Below are 23,760 nucleotides of genomic sequence, written 5' to 3' on the forward strand. Positions count from 1 at the left end.
GAAAACGTCGTTCAGATGCGCTGGCGCGGAAGGATCATCCTGAAGATCTGACCTATATCCAGTCGCACCGCGGGGGTTTCAAGAACCTGCGGGGGCATGTCGAGCGGGGCTTCGGGCGGCGCCCAGCCCTCTGGCTCGTCCGAAATCATCGCCCGGACCGGCCCGTCGTTTTCCCACACGTCTTTCATTCGCTCACCCATTGGTACAGCCATGTCTCGCTCAAGATCCGCCCGTAGCCCGTGAGGACCGCCTGCAACTCCATCGAGCCGTCGCCCGGCACCGCCTCGATCACCAGACGCCACAGGTCGGTGCCCTCGACCGGAGACAGGATCGCCTGCGAAAGCTCGCCGCGCAGAACCGTCACTTTCGGCTCAATGTCCGCATCGCGGGGAAGTTCCGCCAAAAGCCCGCCGTCGAAGTCGATGACGAACTTTTTGCGGTCCGTGGTGCCTTTGACGCCCGCAACGCCGCCTTTTCCGACACGGGTGCGCAAAACGCGGGCACGCTCGGAAGCGCGGTCGCCCCGGGGCGCCAGACCCCAGTGCAGGCGATAGCTGAACTCGAATGCGTCGCCCTGACGTGCCGGACCATCCGGCACCCAATAGGCGACGATGTTGTCGTTCCCTTCGAGATCCGAGGGAATCTCGAGCAGCCGGACCGACCCGCGGCCCCAGTCGCCGAGCGGCTCGACGATCAGCGAAGGGCGGCGCTCGTAATGCGCCTGTGCGTCCAGATATTGATCGAAATCCCGCTCGCGTTGGATCAGTCCGAACGAAGCCGGGTCTTGTGCGGCCAGATAGGAGTTGCCAAGGCGCGACGGGTTCACCAGCGGGCGCAGGTAAGTGTCGCCCGCGCGGGTGTTCAGGATCAGGTGGTCACTGTCGTGAACGGCGGGCCGGAAGTCGTCGAAGGCACCGGGATCGGCCCCGCCGAACAGGAACATCGAGGTCAGCGGCGCGACGCCAAGCTGCTGCACGTTCTCACGCATGAAAAGCCGCGCGGTCACGTCCACCGTCGTCGTCTCGCCCGGCGTCAGGACGAAGCGATAGGCCCCCGTGACGGATTTCGACCGAAGCGCCGCGTAGAGCGTGACCGACGCGTCACCTTCTGCGGCTTTTTCCAGCCAGAACTCGGTGAAACGCGGAAACTCCTCGCCGTCCGGCATTCCGGTGTTCACGGCCAGACCACGCGCGGACAGGCCATAGACGTTGCCCCGCCCCAGCGCACGGAAATAGCTCGCGCCCAGAAAGGCCGCGAGTTCGTCGTAGTGATCCGCGCGGTTGAGCGGCGTCATCAGCCGGAACCCCGCGACGCCCGCCATCTCGAAATTGTTGGGGATCTCGGTCTTCACGTCCGAATAGTCGAAATCGGCGGTCGTGAAGCGCATCGGCACGGCCTGACCGTCCGTGACCTCGTACAGGTGGACGGGTTCGTTGAAGAGCCAGCCGAGATGGAAGGCATTCAGGTGGAAGGGCGCGTTCTCGGTCTCGGTCCACCGCGTCCGGTCACGCCGGAAGCGCACCCGCTGGTAGTCGTCGTAGTCGAACTCGGTCAGGAACCCGGTGATCTGTTCCGGGGCCTGCGGCGCGCCGGTCGCGGCCGTCTGCATCCGTTCCGACAGCCAGTCGAAGCTGAAGGGCGTGGTGGGTGATGCCTCTGGCGCCGCTTCGGCGGCATCCTGAGCAAGGCTCCGCAAGGGCCATGCCATCGGTGCGAGGGCGGCGGTCGACAGCAGTCCGGTCAAGACCTGGCGGCGTGTGCTGCGGGCGCGAAGGCCGCGAATCGCCTGGGTCAATTCTCACTCCACAACTTCCTGAGTTAGCGTAGGAAATTCTAATGCCGCAGTGCGGAACGCAAGGGGCATTTTGTGGAGGGTGGCGAGAGTTGGCGAGTTTTTGATCGCAATTCGGCGGAGGTCTGCCTGTTTGCTGGGCAAAGGGTGCGGCGCGTGACAGCAAGGGCCCGCGCCGCCACCGTGGTCAGTTGAGCCGGTGGCCTGTTTCCGGTTCGAAATACGACACTTTGGCGAGGTCGAAGGCGAAGGTGTGCACGTTGCCCGCCGCCGCCTCGGTCTCGGAATGCATCCGCGCCGTCACGGGTTTGCCGCCCAGATGCGTCATCACATAGGTGTCGGCCCCGGCAGGTTCGACGATATCGACGCGGCAGTCGGCCTGTTGCACCGTCTCGCCATGGCGGAACCCCGGCTCGGCGATGTCCTCGGGCCTCAGCCCCACGATCACGTCTGCAGGCAGGTCTTTTGCGCGCGGGTCGTTCAGCACGATCGGTTCGCCTTCGCGCCGCGCGATCTCGATGGTGGTGCCGCCCCCGTTGGTGCGCGCCTTGGCCGGGATCAGGTTCATGGCGGGCGAACCCATGAAATCCGCGACGAAGAGGTTGGCGGGCCGGTTGTAGATCTCGGACGGCGAGCCGATCTGCTGGATCACCCCGGCTTTCATCACGACGATCTTGGTGGCGAGCGTCATCGCCTCGATCTGGTCGTGGGTCACATAGACCATCGACGCGCCGAGGTTCTGGTGCAGCGACTTGATCTCGGTCCGCATCTCGACCCGCAGCTTTGCGTCGAGGTTCGACAGCGGCTCGTCGAAGAGGAACAGCTTCGGGTCGCGCACCAGTGCACGGCCCATGGCGACACGCTGACGCTGCCCGCCCGACAACTGGCCGGGGCGGCGGTTCAGAAGCGGTTCGATCTGCAACTGACGGGCCACATCGGCGAGCTTGCGGTCCTGCGTCGCCTGATCCACGCCGCGCACCTTCATCCCGAAGGTGATGTTCTTGGCGACGCTCATCGTCGGGTAGAGCGCGTAGGACTGGAACACCATGGCGATGTCGCGGTCCTTGGGGCTGACATTGGTCATGTCGTCCCCGCCGATGGCGATGGACCCGCCGGAAATCGGCTCCAGCCCCGCGATGCAGTTCAGAAGCGTGGACTTGCCGCAGCCGGAGGGGCCGACGAGAACAAGGAAATCGCCCGGCTCGATCGCCACGTTGATGTCCTTGAGGATCTCTACCGAGCCGTAGTTCTTGTAGAGATTGCGGATGTCGAGAATGGGTGCCATTGGGTCAGCCTTTCACGGAACCGGCGGTCAGACCGCGGATGAAGTATTTGCCTGCGACGACATAGACGAGAAGGGTGGGGAGCGCGGCGATGATCGCAGCGGCCATGTCCACGTTGTATTCCTTCACGCCCGTCGTCGAATTGACGATGTTGTTGAGCGCCACGGTCACGGGCTGGGTGCCCGCCTGACTGAACGAGACCCCGAAGAGGAAGTCGTTCCAGATCTGGGTGAACTGCCAGATGATGCTGACCACGATGATGGGCAGGCTGAGGGGCAGGAAGATCGACCAGAAAATGCGCAGGAACGTGGCCCCGTCCACCTTGGCGGCCTTCACCAGCTCCTGCGGGATCGTGACGTAGTAGTTGCGGAAAAACAGCGTCGTGAAGCCGATGCCATAGATCACGTGGACGAAGATCAGCCCCGGGATCGTTCCGGCGATGCCCATCATGCCGAGCAGGCGCGCCATGGGCAGCAGAACCACCTGGAACGGGATGAAGCAGCCGAACAGCATCAGGGCGAAGATGATGTTGGCCCCCTTGAACCGCCATTGCGCGATGACATAGCCGTTCACGGCCCCGAGCAGGGTCGAGATGACGACACCGGGCACCGCGATCAGCACCGAGTTCCAGAAGTAGGGGCGCACGCCCTCGCACTGGATGCCGGTGCAGGCCTCGGACCAGGCCGTGCGCCACGCGTCGAAAGTGATTTCGCGGGGCAGGGCGACGAGGTCGCCGGTGCGGATCTCTTCGAGGCTCTTCAAGGACGTGGTGACCATCACGAAGAGCGGCAGCAGGTAGTAGACCGCGAACAGCGCGAGGATGATGTAGAGCCCCCAGCGCAGGGCGGTCTTGCCAAGCGCACTTTGCCTGCGGGCGGGAGAGAAAGTCGCATCAGTCATGCTTCGTCACCCTCAGTTCCGAGTAGAGGTAGGGCACGATGATCGCGAAGACGACGAGCATCATGATCATGGCCGAACTTGCCGCCTGACCGATGTCTCCGCGTGAGAACGCCATGGCATACATATACGTCGCGGGCAGGTCGGTGGCATAACCCGGTCCGCCGCCCGTAAGCGCGATGACGAGGTCGAAGCTCTTGATCGCCAAGTGGGCGAGCACGATGAAGGCCGACAGGAAGATCGGAGCCATCGAGGGAATGATGATCGCGGTATAGACGCGCCATGTCGGAATGCCGTCGACCTGCGCGGCCCGGATGATCTCGGTATCGACCGATCTGAGACCGGCGAGGAACAGCGCCATGACGAAGCCGGAGGATTGCCATATGGCCGCGAGTATGATCGCGTAGATCGCCCTGTCCGGGTTCACCAGCCAGTCGAAGGTGAAATTCTCGAACCCCCAGCCCTGCACCATGTTCTGCACGCCCAGACCGGGGTTCAGGATCCATTTCCACGCGGTCCCGGTCACGATCATCGAAAGCGCCATCGGGTAGAGATAGATCGTGCGGATCGCGCCTTCGGTGCGGATGTTCTGGTCCAGAAGGATCGCGAGGATCAGGCCCAGAACCATCGAGATGCCGATGTAGAGGCCCCCGAAGATGTAAAGATTGGTGATCGCCGTGTCCCAGCGCGGCGAGTCGAACAGGCGCTCATACTGGATGAAGCCTTCGATCTCGTATTTCGGCAGGAGACGCGAGCGGGTGAGCGACACCCAGGCGGTCCAGCCGATGAAGCCATAGACGAAGATCAGGACGGCGATGAAACTGGGCGCCAGCACGATCTTGGGCAAATGGGATTCGAACCACTTGGCCATGTATTCCTCCCCCTGAATGAACCCGCCCCCGAAGGGGACGGGTCCGGTGTTCGGGTGATGTCAGATCACATCGAGTTCGCGACGGCGTCGGCGAGCATCTGCACCGCTTCATCCGACGACATGTCGGAGTTGAAGTGGGCCGTCACCACGTCGGTGATCGCACCTGCCTGCGCGCCGCGCAGCGCCATGCCATGCGCGTAGCTGGGCAGGAGCGAACCGCTTTCGGACGAAGCCGCCATATCCTCGGACGAGGTCACGGCGCAGCTGTCGAACTCGTCCAGCGACACGTCGGTGCGGGCCGGGATCGAACCTTTGTTGAGGTTGAACACCTTCTGGAAGTTCTGACCGACGATCAGCTCGGCCAGAAGCTCCTGACCTGCGCGCTTGTCGTCGCCGTCCACTTCGAACATCGCGAAGCTGTCGACGTTGTAGAGGAAGCCGTCACCGGGGGTGGAGGCGCAGAGGAAGTCTTCGCCCGGCACTTTACCGGCGGCGAGGAATTCGCCCTTGGCCCAGTCACCCATGATCTGGAACGCGGCTTCGCCGTTCATGACCATCGCCGTGGCGAGGTTCCAGTCGCGGCCCGAGAAGTTGTCGTCGACATAGCCGCGCAGGGTGCGCATCTGGTCGAAGACCGCCTTCATCGTGTCCGAGGTCAGCGCCTCGGTGTCGAGGTCGACCAGCGCGGACTGGAAGAACTCCGGCCCGCCAAGGCCGAGCACGACGGTTTCGAACACGGTCGCGTCCTGCCATGCCTGACCGCCATGGGCGAGCGGGGTGATGCCCGCGGCCTGAAGCGTCTCGGCGGCGGCGTTGAATTCTTCCCAGGTCGTCGGCATTTCGATGCCGTTGGCTTCGAGCACTTCGGCGTTGGCCCAGATCCAGTCCACGCGGTGAACGTTCACGGGGGCCGCGCACCAGGTGCCTTCGCATTTCATGTGGTTGGCGATCGAGGCGGGCAGCACGTCGGCCCAACCCTGTGCCTCGGCGACGCTCGAAATATCGGCCAGCACGCCTTCTTCGTACCACTCCTGAATCGCCGGGCCCTTGAGCTGGACGGCGGTCGGCGCGTTGCCGGCGAGCACGCGGGCGCGCAGAGCGGTCATGGCGGCGTCGCCACCGCCGCCCGCGACGGGCATGTCGGTCCACGTCCCGCCGTTCTCGGCGAATTCTTCCTGAAGAACGGCGACCGATTTGGCCTCGCCGCCCGAGGTCCACCAATGCAGGACTTCGGCCTGCGGTTCGGCTTGGGCCATGCCCGCGACGGACAGGGCGACGGCAGAGACGGCCGCGAATGCGGTGTATTTCATCTTGAGTTCCTCCCAGATATCGCTGCCCTCCATGACAGCGCTATCATGTATCCTGCGCTCGGCGCCGTGCCCCGATCAAGGGGCCGTTCCGACACCCGATGTTGATTTCGGCGCGGTTTGTTACAGGCTGTTACGCGGGCGTTGCATTTGGTGCAGGCTGGCCGGAAAGATCGCCGGGGAGGAGGACGCACGGTGACGATACCCAGACTTCTCGTCGTGGACGACGACGCCGACATGCGCGGGATGATGACCGAGTTTCTGCACAAACACGGTTTCATCGCCCACGGCGCGAATTCGCGCGAGGACATCAAGGCCGCGCTCGCAGCGGGGCGGGTCGACATGATCCTGCTCGACGTGATGCTGGGCGACGAGAACGGGGTCGAGATCTGCCGCGATCTCAGGCGGGACGAAGACGTGCCGATCATCCTCGTCTCGGCGCTCTCGGCGGACCATCAGCGCATGGCAGGGTATGAGGTCGGGGCCGACGACTATATCGCCAAACCTTTCAACCCGGATCTTCTGATCGCACGGGTCAAGGCGGTGCTGGCCCGCACCCGTCGCGCGGCCTCGCTGTCGCATCGGCGGCGGACCAAGGTGTTTCGTTTCGCGGGCTGGACCTATGACGCCAAGCGCGACGAGGTCATCTCACCCGATGGGTATCAGGTGTCGCTGTCGCGGCGCGAACATGCGCTGCTTCAGGCTCTGCTCGCCAATCCGTTCATCCCGCTGACCCGGGCCGAGATCGCGGCGACACTGGACGTGACCGGCGAGGGCGGGCACGAGGACGAGGCATCGGGGCGGGCCATCGACATGCTCGTGGGTCGCCTCAGGTCCAAGATCGAGGATGATCCCAAGGCCCCCGTCATGTTGCGCACGGAACGGGGGGTGGGCTATGTGCTGGCCGTGGACGTGACGGCGGAAGACGCGTGAGCCTGATCCGGCCCAGCCTGCGCAACGGGGCGGTCGCGATGGTCTTTGCCGCCTTCGCGATCGGGCTGGTCGCCGCCTGGATGTGGTCCACATCGAACCGGAACTGGACCGGATACCTCGACCGGGCGCGCGTGACCGGCGTGCTGCTTTACGACACGCTGACCGACGGGCTGCCGCCACCGAACGGTCTGAGCCTCGAACGCCTCGCGCCGGACGATGCCGCCCGCGCCGACGCGGGTGACTTTTCCGCCCTCAGTTTCGCCCCCCGCCCGACACGGGTGTCGCTCGCCTCGATCCTGCCGGACACCACCGAGGATGCCGGGAGGGCCGGACTGAGCCTTGCGGTCCTGTCGCGCGACGTGCGCTATCAGGTCAGCGACATCACCAAGTCCGAGGGCCAGAGGTCCGCCGAAACACTCGGGCTGCTGGTCCGCCTAGTCGCACGCTATTGCAGTGACGCGGTGATCCTCGCGCGCGCCGGGGCAGGGCCTTGGGTCGCCGTATCCGGCGACGGGCTTTGGACCTGCGACGCCGCCCCGACCGACCTGCGCCTTCCGTCCGTGTTACTGTCGGCCGTGACGCTGGCGATCCTGTTCACGGTTTCGGTCAACACGGCGGGGCAGTTCACCGCCTTCGCGGACCTGCTGAAAGGACGCCGAAGGATCGGCGAGCGTGACCTTTACGAGATCGAGGGGCCGCAGGAACTGCGCGAGATCGTGACCTCGGTGAACGCCTATCTCGACGCCGAGCGAAAGCAGTTGGAGAACCGGGCGGTTGTTCTGTCGGGCGTCAGCCATGACCTTGGCTCGCCCGCCACGCGCCTGAGACTGCGTGCGGCGCTGATCGAGGACGAGGCGTTGCGCGGGAAATTCGAAACCGACATCGACCGCATGACCGGGATGATCGAAAGCGTGCTCACCTACACCCGCGCCGAAATGGATGCCGAGGATGCGCGCCAGTTGTCGCTTCTGTCGCTGGTCGAGGCGACCGTGGCGGATTTTCAGGATGTCGGCCATCCCGTGACCTTCGAGATGGAGGAACCGACGGCCGCCGCAGCCCGGTCCCTGTTCACCGGCAAGCAGGGGCGGGGGGCGCTGACCGAACGCCAGCGCGTTCTCGTTACAGGGCGTCCCATCGCGCTTGCCCGTGCGCTGTCCAACTTGATCGACAATGCGCTGAAATACGGGCGCCGGGCCCATGTCTCGCTCGCCGTCGCGTCGGATCGCGTCGTTCTGACGGTCGAGGACGAGGGCAGCGATATGTCGGTCCCGGATGTCGAGGCGGCCGTGGCCCCGTTCAAGCGCGGCACGAACACCGAGACGATTTCGGGCTTCGGCATGGGGCTGACCATCGTCGCGACCGTCGCGGAACAGCACGGCGGTCGGCTGTTCTTCGAGCGCGGAGACCGCGGTCTGCGCGCACGGTTCGAGATTCTGCGCGCTTAGGTGGCTTGGCGATACCGAACCAGTTCTTGCAAACGGGTGGGACCGTCCTGCCTTTCGCTTGTAATAATCGAACATTCTCGGGAACAGGAACGACTTCGCAGGCTCATTCCGAAATCCCAGTCCCACGCGACGGCTCTCGCCGCAAAAACCGCCGAAGCTGGGGATTCCACATCACGTTCTGCTGAATCCCGTTCGGCAGGCTTGGCGCATGGCGCAAGTCCCGTAAAATGGCTGCGATAACAACGATTCACCCAAAGAGGGGATCGGGGAGGTCGGAGCATGGGACAGTCGCATTCGATCTGCGCGCACGAGGGGTCGGCGCTTGCCTCGCATTTCCCGAAGAAGCAATTTTCGCGACCGCGATATGAATGGAGTTTTTATGTTTGACCAGATCACCCGGCGCGCATGTGGGGCTGCGGCGGGTTGCTTGATCGCTTTGGTGGCGCACGCTGCCGTCGCCGAAGGGATGACCGAAGCCGATGCCGCGACGCTTGCCGCCCAATGGGAGACCTACAATCAGGACTCGGTTGGGTCGGTCATCGAAATGGCACCGATGCGGACTGCACAGGAAACTGTCGCGGCGGATGGGACCACCTATCGCCTGACCTCGCTGCATCCCGGTGTGAACCGTTGGTATCTTCTGGAAATTCAGGCCGAAGGTGCGGGCGCGCAACGGTTTCATTTCGAGAACGCGGATGCGCAGACCTGGACCCTGACGCTGACCGACGGCGATCAACCCGAACTCAGCATCGCCGGCCTTGGCAGTCAGGACAGTTGCACGCCGTGGACGGGCGAGCCTTCGGCGCTGGCGACAGCGGCGGGGAGCGGGCTGCCCTATGCGCCGCTCTGCGGGCAGAAAATCTACCTGCGCAACAAGGTGTCGGGCAGCCGCACCAACCGCGAGGCCGTGTCGGATTTCCTGCGCGAAAACGTGGTGTTCGGCGACAAGCTGGTGAACCTCATCAAGGGCACCTTCTTCGAGGACGCGTTTCTCGAGAACGCCGAGACGGTCGAGGATGGCGATGCGGGCGATGCCGTCGCCGCGCTGGGCACGGCGGCGCTGGACCGTCAGCCGGTCATGCGCCCCAACATGTCGATCGAGGTCGAGGGTGCCGAGGGCGGAATGGAGGCCGGGGCATGGTACGCGGTCGAGGGCAACGAGGGCGTCTATTCCAGCGTGATGAAGCCCGCCTATATCGCCAACAGCATTCTGTCCGAACGCAACGGCGCCAACTGGCTCGACGGGGTCGAACAGAACGCCGACGTCTACCTCGTCGCCTTCGATCTTGGGAAATTCGAGGTCGGGTATGAATTGGGCACCGATCACCCGGGCCTTGGCTGGTCCTCCCGCCCGTCGCGGTCGGGCAGCGACTGGCAACTGGCGGGCCCCGACGGATTCAACCGCCCCGACCCGCTGGTGCGCAACGGGATGCTGTCGCCGTCGCTGACCAGCCGCGCGGTCGCGGCCTTCGCCGGGGGTTTCAAACGCGATCACGGCGCCTACCGCTTTTCCGACTACGCGACCTTCAACCGGGGGCACCATTACGGCTTTCTGTCGAACGGCGTGACCTTCAGCCGGCTGATCCCGAACCTCGCCACGCTCTATGTGACGCTCGACGGCGAAGTGGGCATGAAGACATGGACCGAGGCCGACAACGAAATGGTCCCGAACCTGATCTATGCCCGCCAGAACGGCGTGGCCGTCGTGGACCGCGACCCCGAAACGGGGCAGGCGGTGCCGGGCGATCGGGTGAGTTCCTGGGGCGGCGGCAACTGGTCCGGCTCGGCGGATGCGCAACTGCGCACCCTGCGGTCGGGCACCTGCCTCAAGACCGCAGGCGGGCGTCAGTTTCTGCTCTACGCTTATTTCTCGTCGGTGACGCCCTCGGCGATGGCGCGGGTGTTTCAGGCCTATGACTGCGACTATGCGATGCTTCTCGACATGAACTCGCCGGAGCTCACCTACCTCGCGGTCTACAAGCAGAATGCCAATGGTGACGGGCTCGAACCGATGCACCTGAACCGTTACATGGCCGAAAGCGATCCCTGGGGCGACAACGGTCGCATTCCGCGGTTCGTCGGCTTCGCGGACAACCGGGATTTCTTCTACATACTGCGAAAGGAATAGGAAGATGCGGAAAGCGATTGCGGCGCTGGGACTGGCTCTGACGGTATTTGCGGGCGGTGCCGGGAGCGCCGCGACGTTGGCCGAGAACAACGAGGCGATGTATCGCCTCATGATGGAAAAGCGCGGTGTGACGGCCGCGCAGATCTCGCGCATCCGCCAGATTTTCAATTCCACGGGCCGGACCGGGCAGGGCAATCCGGCGGTCACGCGCCACCCGATGACGCCACAACAGGCCGCCGCCAAGGTGCCGGGCGACCCGTATCAGTATTACCGCAACGCGCAATTCGAACGGATCTGCGGGCGCAAATACATGGCACCGCTTTACGATCCCGCCACGCAACGCCCGGAAGATGCGACGGTCTGCGTCGATATGTTCGAATACCCGAACGTCCCGATGGCCTACCCGGTGACATGGATTTCGGCCCGCAACGCCGCGCTGACCTGCGCTGCGGAGGGCAAACGCATGGGTGACGCCCATGAGTGGGAGGGGGCCGCGGCCGGTGCGCTCCTGGAGCCCGATTACCGCTTCGACCTCGGGTCACACGGTGCGATGCGGTCCTGGCACAACGCGAAATGGGGTCAGTCGAAGAACTGGACCTATGGGCCGCAATGGCGGCGGGGAATCTGCGCGCAGGCCTCGTCCAAGACGCCCGGATGCAACGGCGGCAGTTGGTCGGGCTGCGGGTCGAACACCTATCCGGTCGGCAGCTTTCCGAACTGCAAATCAGCGCTGGGCGTCTATGACCTCGAAGGAAACGCGGCCGAGCACATGAACCTGCCGCTCAACCCGAGCCAGATGGCGAGTCGTGGATCGCAGACGCTGGGCGTGACCGAGATGAAGGGAAGCTGGTTCATCTGGGACAGCGTGCGCGCGCATGAGGAATGGGCGCGTTGGCGCGCGCCGTTCTGGCACGGCACGCAGGTCATGTCGAACGGCAGCCACTCCAACTACCACCTCGGGTTCCGGTGCTTCCGCGATATTCGCTGATCGGGCGTCATCAAACGGAGCGAGCTTCGCTCGCGCAAGGGGAGCCCGTCGCCTGCGGCGCCGGGCGATAGGGGGCGCTGCCCCCCGCCGCTGCGCGGCGTCCCCCGAGGTTTTTTGAAACAGAGAAGAGGGACGGGGCTGGCGGCCCCGAACGAAGAAGGCCGCGCTGGTGTGGCGCGGCCTTCGTACGTTTTGGTGTCTCGCGTCAGCGCGAGGCGACGCGGATCACCGGGCCCGGCATCGGGCCGTCGCTGTTCAGCAGATAGGCATAGCGGCCCGAAGACAGCAGGTCTTCGAGGTCGACCGCGCGCCCGTTCAGATAAGCGGTGCGGCTGACCAGACGAATGCCGTGGCTGTAGTCGGCATAGCTCGCCCCGTGGACCGTCGACACCGGCTGGATCGGGTTCCCGTTCGAGCGGTGCCAGCCGTAGATGGCGACGCGCCCCGGGTTCGAGGCCATGCGGTTGGCCATGACCACGTCTTTCTTGTGGCCCGAGATCAGGCCCATCCGGCCGCCGCGCTGGGCCTCGATGGTCTGATTGTGCTGCACGAAATAGGACGTCGACGACATCTGCGGCCCGGCTTGCATCGGCTTGGGGCTGAGTTTGACCGACGCCTGTGCGTAGATCGCATCGACCATGCGCGAGGTGGGCAGCATCATGCCGAAGCGTCCGGCGATCGAAGCGGCCGCGGGCAGGCCCAGCGGCACGCGGACGAAATCGCGGTCGGAACCGAGCGCGAGGTAGTCGGGCGTCACGCAGACCACGATCTCGGCCGAGGCCCCGCGCGAGTCCTTGCCGCGAATGACGACCGGACGCAGGTCTTGCAGGAAGCTCGGCATGTTGCCGCGCGCAAGCTCGTTGATGATGGCGTTGTCGCGGTTGCCGCCGCTGCCGTTGCCGACGGCGGCCATGAAGGCACTTCCGGTCGGTGCGCCCGCACGGCGGTTCGGCATGTTGCGGGCGTGGTTGCGGCCGCAGCCGTTGCCGGAGACGCGCGACGAGGCGACGAAGGACGGATCGGGTTCCGGCGTCGGTTCCTGCGCCTGCTGGCGGGTCGGCGCAAAGGCCGTGCGCAGCGCATCGGGCAGCGCCCGGGGGCGCGGCGACGACGGCACGGCGAGGACCGAGGTCGAGTTCATCGTGGAGGTGGTGAAACCGTCGAGGTCGTTGTCGGCACCGGCCACCTGAATGACCTCGGCCACGGGCGCCTCCGGTGCCGCCACCGGCGCGAAGCCTTCGGGGCGCAGGCGCGGGCGGATCGAAGCGGTCACGGCAAGGTCGGACGGGTCGACCAGCATCGCGGCATCGGCAAGATCGGTCGCCGGGGCAGCCGGAACCGGATCGGGCACTTCGGCCGAGGCGACTATGCGGTCGGCCGGCACGGGCTGTTCGGTGGCGTCCTCGGTCATCGCGACTTCCCGCTCAGGCTGGACGAGCGACGACCCGGCGCGGGTGTCCGCATCGGTTTCGCTCAACCGGGCGAGGTCTTGCGGCGACGGCGCGGCGGCCTCGGCTTCCGGTGCGGGAAGTTTGGGCGCTTCGGTCGCTTCGGTAAAGCCCGCAAGTTCGACCTGCGGTTTTTCCGGTGCGGTCCCCTCGTCGAGGCGAAGCCCGCTCAGAACCCGCTGGGTCTGGGAGGCGAGGTCGCTGTCGGCGACCTGCGGCGCGGAGGCGGCCGGCTCGGTCACGACGAAAGCCGAGACATAGGACGGATAAAGGGTATGGACAGCGAACAGGCTGCCCCAGGCGGAGACGACCAGGCCAGCAAGAACCCCCAAGGCGGCGAGCGCGTGGACGGGTTGAGGACGCATGCGTACAGGCGCGGTGTCTTTAACATCGTGTGTGTGTCGGATCATGGTCCGCGCTCGTACTGTCCCATCGTTAAGATGACAATAAAGCGGGTTCCGCCGATGTGGGAGATTTTTGCCGACTGGGCGGAATCTTGCCTCGATGAGTGGCTGATAAGCAAATCACGGCACCGAACTGCGACAGGCCGTCGCAGCTTGGGCCGCATTTCCGGTCGATCGCGCCTAGGCCAGCACGCCGACGGCGAACAGAACGGCGCAAATCGCCACGAGATAGCGACTCGCCCGGTCTGTCAGGGCGAACACCACGGGATCTTCATTCACGAGGCCCCGGTGGGCGAGAAGAACGATTCGGCTGATCCAGAACAGGAGCACCAGACCGACACCCCAGAGGGCCATCGGCTCAGCATACTGCGCGCGCACTTCGGCGGTGTCGAGATAGAGCGCCAGCACCAGCACGGCGATGAAACCCGATGCGGTGGCGATCATCGCGATGATCGGGCGATCCTCGACCGTATAGGCGCGACCTGCGGCGGCCTTGGCGGCCCCGCGTGCGTCAAGCTCGACGAGTTCCGCCAGACGTTTCACGGCGGCGAGCGAGAGGAACAGGAAGATCGAGAAAGACAGGAGCCAGACCGACGGATTGATATCGGTCGCGGCGGCGCCCGCCACGATCCGCACGGTATAAAGCATCGCGAGCACGACGATATCGAGCGCGAGCATCCCCTTCAGCTTCATCGAATAGGCCGTGGTCAGCACGAAATAGCCCGCAAGAACGATGGTCAGCGCCGGGGTCACGAGAACCGCGATGCCGAAGCCCGTGACGAGAAGCGCGATCAGCATCGGCGCGCCGAACCTGACGGGAAGCCGCCCCGAGGCGAAAGGCCGATTGCATTTGGTCCGGTGCTTCCGGTCCGCCTCGAGGTCGGCAAGGTCGTTCAGCACATAGACCGCCGACGCGACGAAACCGAAAGCGAGGAAGGCGAGCAGGGCGCTCAGAAGCGTGTCCGGCGCAAAGGCATGGGCGGCCATGAGCGGCAGAAAAACGAGGATGTTCTTGACCCACTGATGCATCCGCATTTGGCGAAGGATTTCGCGCAAGAGCGTGCTGGCGCGCTCTCGCGGCACGTCGCTTGCGGGCGCGTGGCCGGTCTGGGTCCGGTCGAAGGCCTCCAGATGCGACGCAACGGGGCCCGCGAGTTCCGGCATTCCGGCGTCGGCCAGAACGACCTCGCGCCCCTCCGCGCGCGCCGCCTTGCAGCCCGCGATCACGTCGGGGTCGTAGGGCAGGCGCTTGGGGTTTGGGTAACGGCGGTGCTTGCGCAGATGCAGGCTGCGGATGTCGCGCGACACATTCCACCAGAACACCTCGGCCCCCAGATTGCCCCGCAACAGGTCGCGGTCGAGGTCCACGATGAACGGTTCGGTCGACGGGCGGAGTTCTTTCTGCATGGTGCCGTGGCTTGTCTTGAATCGCTCATTCGACTGTGGCCAAGCCGTTTTAAGGTGACAATCTCATAACGAGCGGACACCCTGACCGGGGGCGTGGTGTAGACTTGGTGTCACGGTCCGGTTAGCAATTTAGTGTCATTTCATAGGGGATTGTCGTCTTGAAAGGTTTCGCAGTCATCGTCGCCGCAACGCTGACCATTCCGGGAGTCGGTTATTCGCAGGACACGCCGAACGGGTCGGACGAAAAGACCCCGTCGGTTAAGGTCGGCGACACGACGGCGGAGATGACAGGCGGTGTGGCCGCCGAGGGGGATGACGCGCCCTCTGCGAGCGGGGCGAACACGGCCAAGGATCGCGATGGCGAAGGTCCGGCGGCGCCGACGCTCGGCGGACCGCAGGTTCAGAAAACGGACGCGGCACCGGACCGTCCGTCGGGCATCTTGAACGGGGTCGAGCCGCGTCGGGCCGACAAGGATGGTGCCGACGTCGTGGCCTCACCCGATGTGGACGGCGAGACGGAAGCGGGCGATGCCGATATCACGGTGACGGGTGGCGAGGAGGCGGTCACGCAATCCGCTGACGATGCAGAAACCGACGTGGAGGCCGCCACGGACATGACGCCCGACGCCGCGCCGCAGGCCGAGGCCCCGGAGCAACCGGACACCGAGGCCGAGGCGAGCGTGGAGGACGAGGCTCCCGAAAACCCGGCGACCGAGAGCGCGGAAGAAGTCGCGGAGGCCCCCGAAGATCCGGCGACAGAGAGCGCCGAAGAGGTCGCGGAGGAACCCGAAGCGGTGCCCGAACCGGACCCCTACGACATCGCCGCGCAGGAGTGCATCGACATCGCGGGCCCCGCGAATGCAGGTGTTCCTGCCGCTGCGGTCGATGCCGCATCGCAAAAGGAGACGTTGGCACGGGCGGCAGAGGCCTGCCTGATGGCGGCCGAAGCGGAAGACGCCGATCCAGAAGTTCTGTTCCACGCCGCATCCATCGCACAGGCGCGCGGGCAGGCGGGGGCGACCTTCGACCTGCTCACCCGGTCCGCCGAGGCCGGGCTGGGCGCCGCCGAAACCCGGCTGGGGGACTATTTCCTGTTCGGCGTCGGCCCCGAAGGTCAGGACATCGCCAAGGCGGTCGGACATTATCAGGCCGCCACCGAGCGGGGCGACGCCGCTGGCATGACGACGCTGGCCCTTCTGTATCAGGTGGCGCGCGGGGTTCCGCGCGACCCGGCGCGCATGGTCGAACTGATGACCATGGCCGCCGACAAAGGCTATCATTTCGCGCAATACCGGCTCGCCCAGACATACCTGAACGGTGACGGCATTCCGGGACGGGCCGACGCGGCGCTGGGCATTCCGGACACGACGCGGTCGGTCAGGTATTACACGATGGCGGCGGATGCCGGGAACCTTTCGGCGGCGCTCGAACTCTCGTCGCTCTATGCCGATCCCAACTCCGGGTTGCCCGACGACCCGGAGGAGCAGGTGCGCCTGACCCGAATGGTGTCCCAGACCGGCCATCCGCCCGCAATCGCGATGATGGGCGTGTTCTATGAAACCGGGCGCGGCGTCGCCTATGACCCGGCGATTGCCGCCGGGCTTTATGTGCGGGCGATGGAAAGCGGCAAGCTGGACTTCGGTGACCTGCGCAAGGGCGCACCCGGCACTTGGGACCGCGACACCGCACTGGAATTCCAGAAAATCCTTCAGGCGCGCGGCCTTTACGATGGCGCACTCGACGCGATCGTGGGGGGCGGAACGGCGGCGGCGGCACGCAAACTGGCAGGGAACTGAGCGGCAGACGCCCGGACCGGGCCATATGTGGTAGCCGCCTTTGCGCGGCCCGCTACATTATGCCCTGGGCGCTACATCCTGCTATCCCTTTCTAAACAATCGCATATCTCGAGTAAATTTTGAGGGAATCACTTTTTGGGGTTACCCTTGGGTCAGGTCCCGGACCTTTTAGAACGCTACTTTATTTCAGCATGCCGTTTCAGGGGGGAAATCGCATGGGCAAGTCCAATAGTAATTCCAAGAAAAACGACAAATCCAACCGGCGCGACGACGACCACCATCAGTCCCGAAACGGCCGCGACGACCACGACGCACGGGGGCGCGGGTCCGACCACGACAGGCGCGGACCGGAGATCGAGATCGGCACGCGGCACGATGACGTCATCGACAAATCGGACGCCTCGCGCGGGCAGGTCATCGTGGGCCGTCAAGGTGACGACGACCTGACCGGATCGGACTTCCGGGACATAATCAACGGAAACCGCGGCGACGACCGGGTCGAAGGCGGCGGCGGCAACGACTTCATGAACGGCGGCTCGGGCACCGATACCGCCGTCTTCTCAGGCTCGATCCTCGACTACACGATCAGCTCGAACTGGTGGTGCAATGTCATCACCGTGCGCGGGCCGGACGGCTGCGACACGCTCGTCGGGTTCGAGATTCTGGAATTCGACGATTACACCTTCGAGATCGGGGGGGAGAACCCGCCGCTCGTGGTGTTCGATGACGCGAGCGCGCCCGAAAACGGGACGACCACGCTTTCGGTCTCGGTCTACGACATCGGCGGAACCGGCGCGACGATCCTGTCGGCGAGCCTGTCCGACACGGACGGCCAGCCGGGAACCGGCACCGTCACGGTCGGGGCCGGAACCCCCATCACGACCTCGGGCGGCATGGACGCCCAAAGCTATGACCTGACCTTCGATCCGGGCACGGCCTTCGACTACCTGTCCGCCGGGGAAAGCGTCGTGGAGCAGATCACGCTGGTCATCGACGATGGAAGCGGGGGGACGACGACGATCACCTCGGACCTCACCATTGAAGGGCTGAACGACGGAATTTCGATCACCTCCGGTCCGCAAGCCGCCACCGTGACGGAGATCGCCGACGGTGCGCCGGGCGAGGGGACCGCGACGCTGAACGCCGCCGGGTCCATCGACTTTACCGATGTCGATCTCAACGACACCCACGCTGTTTCGGTCGTGCCGGGCGCGTCGGGCTATCTGGGGGCCTTCGCGATCCTCCTTGCGGATTCCACGGGGTCCGGGGCCGGTTCGGTCGGGTGGAGCTTCGATGTCGCCGATGCCGCGCTCGACGGGCTCGCCATGGGCGAGACGCTGGTGCAGACCTACGCGGTGACGCTGGACGACGGGCAGGGCGCGATCGCGACCGATACCGTGACGATCACGCTCGTCGGTGAAAACGACGCGCCCACGCTGGATGCGGGCACTGCCGAAGCCTTCGAAGGGGGCGGGCCGGTCGATGTGGACCTTGCCGCGCTGGCGGATGACGTGGACAGCGACGACGACGCGACGACGCTGACCTACCTGCTGGGGGCCTTCGCCGGGCCGGGCAGCGTTTCGCTGGTCGGTTCGACGCTGACCTTCGATCCGGGCAGCGACTTCAACGCGCTCGCCAACGGGGAAGAGGCCGAGGTCGATGTCGAGGTGATCGTGGTGGATACCCACGGCACCAGTACCAGCGCGACCGTCACCGTCACCGTGATCGGCACGAACGAGGCGCCGACGGCATTTGCCGACACGGCCAGCACCGATGAAGACGACGCCGTGCTGGTGTCGGTGCTCGACAACGACAGCGACCCGGATTCGGGCGACACCCTGAGCGTGATCGCCGTGTCGGTCACCTCGGGCGGGGGAACGGCCGGCATCGTCGGCGATCAGGTCGAATGGACGCCGGGGGGTGACTACAATGACCTTACGGTCGGTGAAACGGCCACGGTGGAGCTGTCCTACACCATCGCGGATCAGGCGGGTGAAACCTCGACCGCGACCGTCACGATCACCGTCTTGGGCACCAACGACGGCCCCGTCGCGGTGGACGACGCGGCCTCGCCAACGCCGATCCTCGAAGACACCGTGGATGTGTCGTTCAGCCTGATCGCCAATGACAGCGACCCGGATGGCGACCCGCTGTCGATCCTCGGCATCGACGACACGGGAACGCTGGGCGACGTGAGCGTGGATGCCAACGGGACGGATGTCACCGTCGGGATCGCGGGCAACTTCGACTTCCTCGCGGTGGGCGCGACCTACATCGACAGTTTCGACTACACGGTGACGGATGGAAACGGGGGGACCGATACGGCCACCGCGACCGTCACGGTCGAAGGCGAGAACGATGGGCCGGTCGCCAATGACGACAACCGCACGTTGGGAGAATCCGGCTCGATCTCGGTTGCGGTGCTCGACAACGATACCGACGTCGATCTGGGCGATACCCTGTCGGTCATCGGCGGCGTCAAATACACGCCGGGCGGCACCGGCGATATCGTGGGCGATCAGATCACCTTCGATACCTTGGGCGACTTCGAATACCTCGGCGCGGGCGAAAGCGTCGACGTGCTGATCGGCTACGTGATGGAGGACAACCACGGTGCCAGCGACAACGCGCTGGTCACGATCACGGTCCTTGGCGAGAATGACGGTCCGACGGCGAATGACGACACCGCGACCGTCAACGAAGACGACCTTGTCGCCACCGCGATCAACCTGACCGGAAACGATACCGACGTCGATCTCAGCGACGATATCGAGGTTCTGTCCATCGACACCACCGGCACGTCGGGCATCGTCATTTCGACCGGCGATGGCGATACCTTCACCTATGACCCCTCGGGAAAGTTCGAGGCCTTGGGTGCGGGCGAAAGCGCGGTAGACACCTTCACCTACACGGTGACCGACGGAAATGGCGGGCAGGATAGCGCCACAGTCTCGGTCACGGTGATGGGTCAGAACGACGGACCCTCGGCCGTGAGCGACAACTACGCCGGCGCTGCGGTGGTCGAGGCCGGCTACGCCGATCCGGTCGGACAGGACAGTGCCGCGGGCAATGTCCTTGCCAACGACAGCGACGTGGATGCGAATGACTTGCTCGCCGTTGTGCAGGTGTCGTCCGGAACCGGAGAACCGGGGTCGGACATGCCGGTCACGACCTTCGTGCAACTCGTTCTGGGCCGCTACGGCCTTCTCGCCATCGGGCCGGACGGTGATTGGACCTATACGCTCGACAATACGGATTCCGATACCGAAGCCTTGGTTTCCGGCGAAATTGCGCAGGAAACCTTCACTTATACGATATCGGATGGGAACGGCGGCACGGATACCGCCACGCTGACCATCGACATCAACGGGGCCGATGATAATCAGGCGCCCGTCGCGAATGACGACGTCTATTCGACGGACGAGGATTCCCCGGTCGGTATCCCCCTCAGCCTCCTGTCGAACGACAGCGACGCGGACGGGGATGTGCCGTTCGTCTATTCGATCAACGGAACGGTGCTGACGGGCCCGACGACGATCAACACGACACATGGCGTCGTATCCTTCAACGGGACGTTCTTCAGTTACACCTCGGACCTGAATTACTCGGGGCCCGACAGTTTCACCTATGAAATCTCCGACGGAATTGCGGTGTCCAACACGGCCACGGTCGATATCGACATCGTTCCTGTCGCGGATGACCCGGTGGTGGTGCCTCAACCGCTCGCCATCGGGACCGAGGATACCGCGGGGCTCCTCGGCCTCGTTGCGGATCTGTTCGACACCGACGGGTCCGAGACGCTTCAGCTGCGCTTCAGCGGTATGCCGGCGGGCTCGGTGTTCAACATCGGATATGCGGATGGCCCGGAATGGGTGATCGAGGGCGCGGACCTAGCTTCCTTGCCCGGCCTCACCTTCACGCCGCCGCCGGATGCCTTCGGCCTTATCCAGTTCCAGGTGGATGCGATTGCGACCGAAACGGCGAACGGCGATCAGGCGACGACCACCCGGCTCATCTCGGTCGATGTGGCGCCGGTGAACGACGCTCCGGTGGCCTTCGACGACGCCTTCACGGTCGCCGAGGGCGCGGCGCTGGTCGGTGCGACGCTGTTCACTCCGTTCTCGTCCGCCCCGCCGCAGGATTACGACATCGATAGTGCGGGCATTTCCGTGATTTCAGTCGCCGGTGGCGCATTCTCCGGTGAAACGACGCTGCTCTCGGGCTTTGGCAACCTGACCATCCGGGCCGACGGCACGCTCGACCTCGACACCGCAGGGTTCATCGGGGCCGAACAACTGGGTGTGGGCGAGACCGGGACGATCACCTTCGACTACACGATCACCGATGGCGACGGCGGAACCGATATCGCGACCGCGACAGTGACCATCGTGGGGGCGAATGACGGCCCGGTGGCCGAGGACGACCTGTTCAACGGCGATCAGATCGGTGCGACGGGCAACGTGTTCGATGACAACGGGTCCGGGGCCGACAGCGATGTCGACGCCAACGACGTGCTGACGGTCGTCGCCGTGAACGGGGTCGACACGCAGGTGGGGCAGGAGCTTATCCTGCTGTCCGGCCAAACGGTGCAGGTGAATGCGGACGGCACGTTCGCGTTCAGCTCCAACGGGTTCTTCGACGGGCTGGGCGTCGGGGAAAGCTACACCGCGCCGATCCTGACCTACACCGTGTCGGACGGACAGGGCGCGACCGATACCGCGACGATCTCGATCTCGATCGCGGGGCAGAACGACGGGCCTGTCGCCGTGGACGACGCGTTCGTCAGGCCGGAGAACGGCGCCTACACCGCGGACCTGTTCCGGCTCGGCCAGATCAGCCCGGTGCAGGACTACGACCCCGACATCACTGACAGCTTCACGTTGACGGAACTGAACGGCTCGGCGGCACCGTCGATCACGCTCGCCTCGGGGGCAGAGGTCACGGTCGTCGACGCGACCACGGGCGACGTGTTCTACAACCCGCTGGCGGCCTTCGATTACCTCGGGGTGGGCGAGACCGCGACCGACAGCTTCACCTACACGATCGAGGATGAGAACGGGGCAACCGACACCGCCACCGTATCCGTGCAGATCGTGGGGGCGAACGACGACCCGGATGCGGTGAACGACAGCTTCACGGCGCTGGACACCGGCGCGGACGAAGACACGCCGATCACTTTCGCGGCGGCGGACCTTCTGGGCAACGACAGCGACATCGACGGCGATACGCTTGAGATCGTCGCGGTGTCGCCGACCGGAACCGCAGGCGGCACGCTCGCGCTGAACCCGGACGGGTCGGTGGATTACAGCCCCGCCGCCGCGATGCAGGGTCTTGCCGCGGGCGATATCCTTGTCGAAACCTTCACCTACACTGTGAGCGACGGAAACGGGGGAAGCGACAGCGCGACCGTTTCGTTCGAGATCGCGGGCGTCAACGATGCGCCGGAGATGGCCGATCAGTCGGAGACGACCGATTACGAAGTCGCGCTGAACGCCACCCTCAGCGGCTTTGACATCGACGGTGACAGCCTGACCTATGCGCTCGTGCCGGGTGAAGGGCCGGACAACGGCACCATCGTGGTCAATCCCGACGGCAGCTACGTCTACACCCCGAACAGCGGTTTCTCGGGGTCGGATTCATTCCAGGCGCTCGTGTCTGACGGAACGGCCTCCGACACCGCGACGATAACGGTGGACGTTGGGCCATATACCACGACGGGCGGGCAGACCGCCGAGGTCGAAGTGTTCGACACCGGGCAGATTTCCGTCGACCTGTCGTCGCTTTCCGGGTCGCCCAACGTGAACGTCATGTTCGTGATGGACAGTTCCGGCAGCGTCGGCAGCAGCGGATGGGAACTGACGAAAGACGCCGTCTCGGGTCTGATGACCGAGTTGGACACGCAATTCACCGGTACGGGCGTGAATTTGGATTTCGCGGTCATCAACTTCTCGAATACCGTCCGGCGCGAGATCGAGTTCACCGACACCTTCCCGGTTTCGACCATGACGGCGCTTGTGGATACGCTGTCGTGGATCAGCAGCACCACCGCCACGGGCGATGCCATGCTGGCTGCGGCAAGCATGTTCTACGACCAGACGGCCAGCTCGGATAACAACTTCATCTACCTCATCACCGACGGTGTGCCGTATCCACTGGCCGCGCAGGAGACGCGGATCGATCAGGCGGACACGGCCTTGCGGGCCTACGGCGTCACGACCGAGGTCGTGGCGGTCGGCAACTTCCAGACGGGCAACGTGGAGCAGTTGGACACGGACGGGACCATCCTTGCCGTCTCGTCCTTCTCCGATTTGCTCGACAGCGTCGGCAATTCCGCTCTGTTCCAGCTCGAGGTTTCGGACGCGACGGTGTCGTTGGTCGCGGATGCGACGGATCACGGGCAACTGGCCGGACTGCCGGACTTCTCGACGACCGCCGAAGGGCTGGCGATCAGTCTTGCCGAGATTTCCGGCATCGCCGAGCTACTGGGCAGGTCGAACACGTTCACCACGTCGGTAACCGTGGACCTCGACCCGACGACGACGGGCGACGAGATCGTGCTCACCACGATCAAGACGCTCGGCGTCAAGGCCGAGAGCGTCAATCAGGCCGGAACCTCCGAAGCCGACCTGATCTTCGGGTCCGACGAGGGCGACACCCTTGGTGGTGCGGCTGGCGACGACATCCTGATGGGCTTCGACGGGGACGACATCATCTTTGGTGGTGCCGGCAACGACATCGCCACCGGGGGCCTGGGTGCCGACCAGTTCGTCTTCGATGCGGAGCCGGGGACCGAGACCGACGTGGACACCATCCGCGACTTCGAGCTTGGGGTCGACGGTCTCGACCTGCTTGGCGGATTGACCATCGCGAGCGTGGCCGACGTCGATGCCGACGGCGACAGCACGGTGGACGATACGCTGGTGACGCTGTCGAACGGCGCGCAGGTGCAACTGATCGACGTCAGCGGCATCGTGTCGTCGGGCGATCTGCTCTGGTGACCTTTGGCGTCAGGCCAAAAAAAAGGGCCCCGCGGGGCCCTTTTTCTTTCGGTCGGTGCGAAT

At 64.9% G+C, this 23,760-nt stretch carries 14 protein-coding genes; 6 read left to right on the forward strand and 8 right to left on the reverse strand.

Translation table 11 applies throughout. The features are described from left to right. Positions 1-11: 11 nt before the first annotated feature. From HOY44_RS15350 to HOY44_RS15375, 6 genes are all read right to left on the reverse strand, one after another. The gene (locus HOY44_RS15350; RefSeq protein WP_287435807.1) at positions 12-188 is read right to left on the reverse strand and encodes a hypothetical protein; all 177 of its coding nucleotides are present in this window, start codon (positions 186-188) and stop codon (positions 12-14) included. After that, positions 185-1,708, reverse strand: coding sequence for an OpgD/OpgG family glucan biosynthesis protein (locus tag HOY44_RS15355; protein WP_287437248.1), 1,524 nt, complete (start codon positions 1,706-1,708; stop codon positions 185-187). Before HOY44_RS15355 ends, HOY44_RS15350 begins: the two co-directional genes overlap by 4 nt. Positions 1,709-1,979: 271 nt before the next feature. Continuing rightward, positions 1,980-3,077 carry an ABC transporter ATP-binding protein gene (locus HOY44_RS15360; protein ID WP_008330214.1) on the reverse strand — a complete coding sequence of 366 codons (1,098 nt, stop codon included), beginning with the start codon at positions 3,075-3,077 and terminating at the stop codon, positions 1,980-1,982. 4 nt (positions 3,078-3,081) lie between these two features. After that, the gene (locus HOY44_RS15365) at positions 3,082-3,975 is read right to left on the reverse strand and encodes a carbohydrate ABC transporter permease (protein ID WP_008330212.1); all 894 of its coding nucleotides are present in this window, start codon (positions 3,973-3,975) and stop codon (positions 3,082-3,084) included. Next, positions 3,968-4,843, reverse strand: coding sequence for a carbohydrate ABC transporter permease (locus HOY44_RS15370; RefSeq protein WP_008330210.1), 876 nt, complete (start codon positions 4,841-4,843; stop codon positions 3,968-3,970). Before HOY44_RS15370 ends, HOY44_RS15365 begins: the two co-directional genes overlap by 8 nt. Positions 4,844-4,908: 65 nt before the next feature. After that, on the reverse strand, positions 4,909-6,153 hold the full coding sequence (locus tag HOY44_RS15375; RefSeq protein ID WP_040885543.1) for an ABC transporter substrate-binding protein: 1,245 nt from the start codon (positions 6,151-6,153) through the stop codon (positions 4,909-4,911). A 192-nt stretch (positions 6,154-6,345) separates the two neighbouring features. Here HOY44_RS15375 and HOY44_RS15380 point away from each other — a divergent pair, with 192 nt between their 5' ends. From HOY44_RS15380 to HOY44_RS15395, 4 genes are all read left to right on the forward strand, one after another. Then, positions 6,346-7,083: a response regulator transcription factor gene (locus HOY44_RS15380; protein ID WP_040884572.1), complete on the forward strand. Its 738-nt coding sequence runs from the start codon at positions 6,346-6,348 to the stop codon at positions 7,081-7,083. Then, entirely contained in the window at positions 7,080-8,528 is a 1,449-nt protein-coding gene (locus tag HOY44_RS15385; RefSeq protein ID WP_287435813.1) for a sensor histidine kinase, read from the forward strand. Before HOY44_RS15380 ends, HOY44_RS15385 begins: the two co-directional genes overlap by 4 nt. Before the next feature lie 439 nt (positions 8,529-8,967). After that, positions 8,968-10,656, forward strand: coding sequence for a hypothetical protein (locus HOY44_RS15390; RefSeq protein WP_287435815.1), 1,689 nt, complete (start codon positions 8,968-8,970; stop codon positions 10,654-10,656). Between the two features lie 4 nt (positions 10,657-10,660). Next, complete coding sequence (locus tag HOY44_RS15395) at positions 10,661-11,644, forward strand: SUMF1/EgtB/PvdO family nonheme iron enzyme (RefSeq protein ID WP_008330199.1); 984 nt, start codon at positions 10,661-10,663, stop codon at positions 11,642-11,644. 205 nt (positions 11,645-11,849) lie between these two features. On the opposite strand, the gene HOY44_RS15400 is transcribed toward HOY44_RS15395, so the two are convergent. Together HOY44_RS15400 and HOY44_RS15405 are read right to left on the reverse strand one after the other, a co-directional pair. Beyond that, on the reverse strand, positions 11,850-13,457 hold the full coding sequence (locus HOY44_RS15400) for a hypothetical protein (RefSeq protein ID WP_287435817.1): 1,608 nt from the start codon (positions 13,455-13,457) through the stop codon (positions 11,850-11,852). A gap of 219 nt (positions 13,458-13,676) precedes the next feature. Then, positions 13,677-14,903, reverse strand: a complete 1,227-nt coding sequence (locus HOY44_RS15405; protein ID WP_287435819.1) for a UbiA family prenyltransferase — start codon at positions 14,901-14,903, stop codon at positions 13,677-13,679. Positions 14,904-15,061: 158 nt separating this feature from the next. Here HOY44_RS15405 and HOY44_RS15410 point away from each other — a divergent pair, with 158 nt between their 5' ends. Beyond that, positions 15,062-16,699 carry a hypothetical protein gene (locus HOY44_RS15410; protein WP_287435821.1) on the forward strand — a complete coding sequence of 546 codons (1,638 nt, stop codon included), beginning with the start codon at positions 15,062-15,064 and terminating at the stop codon, positions 16,697-16,699. Positions 16,700-16,914: 215 nt separating this feature from the next. After that, positions 16,915-23,697: a cadherin-like domain-containing protein gene (locus tag HOY44_RS15415; RefSeq protein ID WP_287435822.1), complete on the forward strand. Its 6,783-nt coding sequence runs from the start codon at positions 16,915-16,917 to the stop codon at positions 23,695-23,697. Positions 23,698-23,760: the final 63 nt, after the last annotated feature.

The organism is Maritimibacter sp., from assembly GCF_016774595.1.
Lineage (GTDB): Bacteria > Pseudomonadota > Alphaproteobacteria > Rhodobacterales > Rhodobacteraceae > Maritimibacter > Maritimibacter alkaliphilus.

Coding starts and splice junctions, on each gene's coding strand:
- HOY44_RS15350 (WP_287435807.1), bottom strand. CDS start 188: ATGAAAGACGTGTGGGAAAACGACGGGCCGGTCCGGGCGATGATTTCG.
- HOY44_RS15355 (WP_287437248.1), bottom strand. CDS start 1,708: ATGGCATGGCCCTTGCGGAGCCTTGCTCAGGATGCCGCCGAAGCGGCG.
- HOY44_RS15360 (WP_008330214.1), bottom strand. CDS start 3,077: ATGGCACCCATTCTCGACATCCGCAATCTCTACAAGAACTACGGCTCG.
- HOY44_RS15365 (WP_008330212.1), bottom strand. CDS start 3,975: ATGACTGATGCGACTTTCTCTCCCGCCCGCAGGCAAAGTGCGCTTGGC.
- HOY44_RS15370 (WP_008330210.1), bottom strand. CDS start 4,843: ATGGCCAAGTGGTTCGAATCCCATTTGCCCAAGATCGTGCTGGCGCCC.
- HOY44_RS15375 (WP_040885543.1), bottom strand. CDS start 6,153: ATGAAATACACCGCATTCGCGGCCGTCTCTGCCGTCGCCCTGTCCGTC.
- HOY44_RS15395 (WP_008330199.1), top strand. CDS start 10,661: ATGCGGAAAGCGATTGCGGCGCTGGGACTGGCTCTGACGGTATTTGCG.
- HOY44_RS15400 (WP_287435817.1), bottom strand. CDS start 13,457: ATGCGTCCTCAACCCGTCCACGCGCTCGCCGCCTTGGGGGTTCTTGCT.
- HOY44_RS15405 (WP_287435819.1), bottom strand. CDS start 14,903: ATGCAGAAAGAACTCCGCCCGTCGACCGAACCGTTCATCGTGGACCTC.
- HOY44_RS15415 (WP_287435822.1), top strand. CDS start 16,915: ATGGGCAAGTCCAATAGTAATTCCAAGAAAAACGACAAATCCAACCGG.